Genomic DNA, 3,919 nt, shown 5'->3' with positions numbered 1-3,919 from the left:
TCGGGTACGAGCCGGAGCATGTGCGCGCGCCGATCGCGTCGGGCGCCGAGCAGGCGCGCCAGGACGAAGCCGCCGCGCATTACGACGCGCTCCGCGAGAGCGGCGAACTGCCGACCCCGGAGAAGAGCGCCCACAAGAGGTAGCTCGCGGCGGCCTGAGGTATCGGGGTCGTTGACGCCAAGATGCGTGATGCGTGATGATTGATGCATGCGCACGACCGTGACGATCGATGACGATGTGCTCGCTGCCGCCAAGCAGTTCGCCGACACGCGTGGGCTCACCCTCGGCGAGGCGCTGTCTCAGCTGGCCCGGGCGACGCTGACGGAGCGCCGACGCTTCGGCACCCGCAACGGCATCGTTCTGCTCCCGGCATCCACGACCGCGGGGCAGGCCTCGCTCGAAGACGTGAACACGCTGCGAGACGACCCGTCGTGACCCGGCACCTGCTCGATGTCAATGTCGTGATCGCCCTGATCGACCCGCTCCATGTGCACCACGACCGCGCGCACCGCTGGTTTGCGGAGCGGGGCGCGTCGCCGTGGCACACGAGCCCGACCGTGCAGAACGGCGTCGTGCGGGTGGTGAGCCACCCGAAGTATCCGAACACGCAGCCCGCCCCCGTCGTGCTCGCGAGTCTGGCGAGCCTTGCCGCCCGCGACGATCATGCCTTCATCGCGGATTCGGTGAGCCTGCTGGATGCTTCGGTGCACACCGAGCGCCTGCTCGCGAGTTCGCAGGTCACCGACACCTACCTGCTCCACCTCGCGGCGTCGAACGACGCGCTGCTGGCGACCTTCGACACGCGCATCGTGACGACGGCCGTGCCCTCGGGGGCAGAAGTCGTCGCGCTCATCCCCTGAGCGGGTCGGGTCGCGCCCGCTAGCGATGGATGTCGAGCAGGAGCCTGGGGAGGGCGTCCTTGAGCCAGGCGCCGAGGTGATCGACACTCCAGCCGCGATCGATCGTGTACGCGAGGAATGACTGCGGCGACAGCGTCGTGGCGAGAACGTCCGCACCCTCTTCCACGCTCAGCCCGGACCGCAGCGAACCGTGGTCGGCGAGCGCCTGCGCCATGCGCACGCACGCATGGAGCCGCATGCTCTCGCTCCGCGACCACCACTCGGCCATCTCGGGGTCGGAGAGATATGCCGAGCGACCCGCGTCACTGATCGCGGACGTGCGTTCGTAGACCGGGAGCGCCATGTCGACCCACAGCATGAGCGCCTTCCTGCCGTCGGGCTCGGCGAGGGCGCGCGCAAACAGGTCGGTGTCTTCGGGCGGCCCCACCTCACCGTCCCTCGTCCGTCCGAGCACGGCGTTCCCGACGAGCTCCTGCAGGAGCCCGCTCTTCGTGCGGAACCCGAGGTAGACCGTCTGCACCGCGACGCCGGCCCGCTCGGCGATCGCCGCCATCGTCGTGTCGTGGTAGCCCCGCTCGGTGAATTCGGCGAGCGCGGCATCCATGATGCGCCAGCGCGTCTCGAGGGCCTTCTGCCGGCGAACCCCGCGGTGAGCAGCAGTGGCTCCCGGGGTTCGGGGGCTGGGGGCGGGGGGCGGCGTAGTGGCATCGATCACAGGGAAATTCTACTAGACAATTCCACTAGTGACTCACTATAGTGAGCAACTAACGCGAACGCGCGTCATCCGGCATCGTCTTCGGGGAAGGCCGACATGCGGATTCTCATCGCCACCGTCCCTGCAGCGGGTCACTTCAATCCGCTCACCGGTCCCGCCGTGCGCCTGGCTGAACTCGGCCACGATGTCAGGTGGTACGCCGGGCCGCAGTATGCCCCCCGGGTCGAGAAACTCGGGCTCGCCGTCATCCCGTACCAGGAGGCGATCGAGGTCACGGCGGACAACTTGAACACGTTGTACCCGGAGCGCCCGAAGCTCAAGGGCATGAAAGCGCTCGAGTTCGACGCCGATGTCTTCTTCGCGCGTCCGGCTCGCTCGCAGTTCCATGACATCCGAGACGGGCGGGAGCGATTCCCCTTCGACGCGCTGCTGATCGACGGCGCGTTCTATGCCGGCTACCTCGTGGCGAAGCGCCTCGACGTGCCGGTGTTCGTGATGGGCTCCATCGCCGCGCCGAGCCTGCGGGGAAAGAACGCCATCACCCCGTTCTTCGGACTGCGCCCGCCGAGGACGTTCGTCGGACGCATCGTCAATCGCGTAGCCCGCGCGATGCTCGTGGCGGGCACCCGAAAGGGTGTCGAGACCTTCAACGGATTCCTGGCGGACGAAGGTCTGCCCCCGGTGACGGTCGAGGACTACTTCGACTGCACGCTGCAGCCGGACGTCGCGCGTCGCGTCTTCAACATCGGGCTGCCCGAACTCGACTTTCCGGGCGACTACGTCCCGCCGAACGCCGAGTGGGTCGGCGCGCTGCTGCCTCACCGCCCGCCGGCGACGGCACCGCTCGATCCGCGCATCGTGGAGCGGTCGGGCCGGGTCATCGTCGTTTCGCAGGGAACCGTCGACAACCACGACCCGCGCAAGCTCATGATCCCCGCGATCGAAGCGTTCGCGGGCGGCGACCGGCTTCTGGTCGTCGTGACGGGCGGGGTGGGCACCGAGCAGCTTCGATCCCGGTACGGGAGCGACAACGTGCTGATCGAGCACTTCGTCGACTTCGACCTGCTCTTTCCGCACACCGAGCTCTATGTCACGAACGGCGGACTCGGCGGGGTGCTCCTGGCGCTCAGCCACGGTATTCCGCTGCTCGTGGCGGGCACGCGGGAGGGCAAGGGCGACATCAACGCCCGACTCGCCTACCGGGGTCTGGCGGTGGATCTGCGTTCGGAGACCCCGTCCGCGCGAGCGGTCGCGCGCGGCGCCGAGCGCGTGCTGAAGGACACGGACATGGCAGACCGGGTCGCGGCCGTGGAGACCGCCCTGTCCGCATACGACTCGGTCGGCATCATCGAGCGCGGACTGCTCGAAGGACTTTCGCGGGCCGCCCCGCAGCGAAGCAACCCGGCCGGTATCACGGATGCCGACTGAGTGCTCCTGACACTGGTTCCGATATCGCCGCACCGTGCGGCACACGACGAGGAGGTTCACATGCGCAAGGTATTCCTCACGATCAACGCCCTGTTGGTCGTGTCGCTCATCGCTCAGCTCTACCTGGCGGCGCTCGGCGTCTTCTCCGAACCGGAGGAAGAGCTCTTCCGGTTCCACGGCATGAACGGGCGGATCGTCCTGCCCATCCTGCTGATTCTGTGGATCGTCTTCGGCTTTCTCGCCCGGATCGGGCGGAGGAACATCGGCCTCACGTTCGTCGCGCTGGTGCTGCTCGCGCTGCAGACGGTCTACTTCATCATCGCCGGTGCGATGGGTGCGACGCCGCCGCCGAACGCCACGACGCCCGGTGCGACGCCCTATGTGCTCGCGCTCCACGGCCTCGGGGGGACGCTCCTGCTTCTGCTCACGGTGTGGGTGTTCTTCCGGGTGCGGGCGATGGGTCCGATCGTCCGGCCATCCGGCGAAGGGGAGCCTGCCGAGCAGGGCGTCCGGTCGGCGACGCCGGCGCCGTGAGCGCGGGCGTGTGAGGGGGAACGCCGGTGCCCGTGGTGCTGCTCGGCCTCGGATACCTGCTGCTCGCCGCCGCGGGAGCCGCGGCGTGGGGGCTCGCTCTCGCCGGCTCGCTCGGGCCGCTTCGCGACCGTAGCGCGTCGGCATCCCGCAACACGAGCCTCGCCGTCGCGGGAGCGCTCGCCGCGCTCGCCGCCCGCTGGCTCGTCACGTGGCTGCTCGCCCTGCCCGATCTGGGTTTCGCCCAGGAGAAGCTCGTCGTCGGGCTGCCGATCAGCACGGGTGCGTCGATACTGGCAGCCGTGCTGTGGTGGATGCCGCGCCACGGCGCGCCCGCGCGCGGCGGGGCGGAAGTGCCCCCGCACCGCGAGGCGGCGGTGGCTTC

The 3,919-nt window shown here is 69.1% G+C and carries 6 protein-coding genes; 5 read left to right on the top strand and 1 reads right to left on the bottom strand.

The features are described from left to right. Positions 1-207: 207 nt before the first annotated feature. Together VNT50_RS03645 and VNT50_RS03640 are read left to right on the top strand one after the other, a co-directional pair. On the top strand, positions 208-435 hold the full coding sequence (locus VNT50_RS03645; RefSeq protein WP_325483740.1) for a hypothetical protein: 228 nt from the start codon (positions 208-210) through the stop codon (positions 433-435). Next, positions 432-860, top strand: coding sequence for a TA system VapC family ribonuclease toxin (locus tag VNT50_RS03640; RefSeq protein ID WP_325483739.1), 429 nt, complete (start codon positions 432-434; stop codon positions 858-860). Before VNT50_RS03645 ends, VNT50_RS03640 begins: the two co-directional genes overlap by 4 nt. A 19-nt stretch (positions 861-879) precedes the next feature. Here the strand turns inward: VNT50_RS03640 and VNT50_RS03635 are convergent, their stop codons facing one another. Continuing rightward, complete coding sequence (locus tag VNT50_RS03635; protein ID WP_325483738.1) at positions 880-1,575, bottom strand: TetR/AcrR family transcriptional regulator; 696 nt, start codon at positions 1,573-1,575, stop codon at positions 880-882. 96 nt (positions 1,576-1,671) lie between these two features. Here VNT50_RS03635 and VNT50_RS03630 point away from each other — a divergent pair, with 96 nt between their 5' ends. From VNT50_RS03630 to VNT50_RS03620, 3 genes are all read left to right on the top strand, one after another. After that, a complete protein-coding gene (locus VNT50_RS03630) occupies positions 1,672-3,003 on the top strand; it encodes a glycosyltransferase (RefSeq protein ID WP_325483737.1) in 1,332 nt (443 codons plus the stop codon). 60 nt (positions 3,004-3,063) lie between these two features. Continuing rightward, positions 3,064-3,537 (top strand): DUF6220 domain-containing protein, encoded by a 474-nt coding sequence (locus VNT50_RS03625; protein WP_325483736.1) that lies wholly within the window; start codon positions 3,064-3,066, stop codon positions 3,535-3,537. 26 nt (positions 3,538-3,563) lie between these two features. Beyond that, positions 3,564-3,919 (top strand): hypothetical protein (locus VNT50_RS03620; protein WP_325483735.1); only part of this gene is annotated, 356 nt, incomplete at its 3' end.

The sequence above is a fragment of the Microbacterium sp. genome (genome assembly GCF_035554235.1).
Taxonomy (GTDB): Bacteria; Actinomycetota; Actinomycetes; order Actinomycetales; family Microbacteriaceae; genus Microbacterium.
Note: the sequence above shows the minus strand (reverse complement) of the source record. Positions and strands in the feature narration are given on the sequence as shown.

Excerpts from the sequence above, each read along its gene's own strand:
- VNT50_RS03630 (WP_325483737.1), top strand. The coding sequence starts at position 1,672 with ATGCGGATTCTCATCGCCACCGTCCCTGCAGCGGGTCACTTCAATCCG.
- VNT50_RS03645 (WP_325483740.1), top strand. The coding sequence starts at position 208 with ATGCGCACGACCGTGACGATCGATGACGATGTGCTCGCTGCCGCCAAG.
- VNT50_RS03625 (WP_325483736.1), top strand. The coding sequence starts at position 3,064 with ATGCGCAAGGTATTCCTCACGATCAACGCCCTGTTGGTCGTGTCGCTC.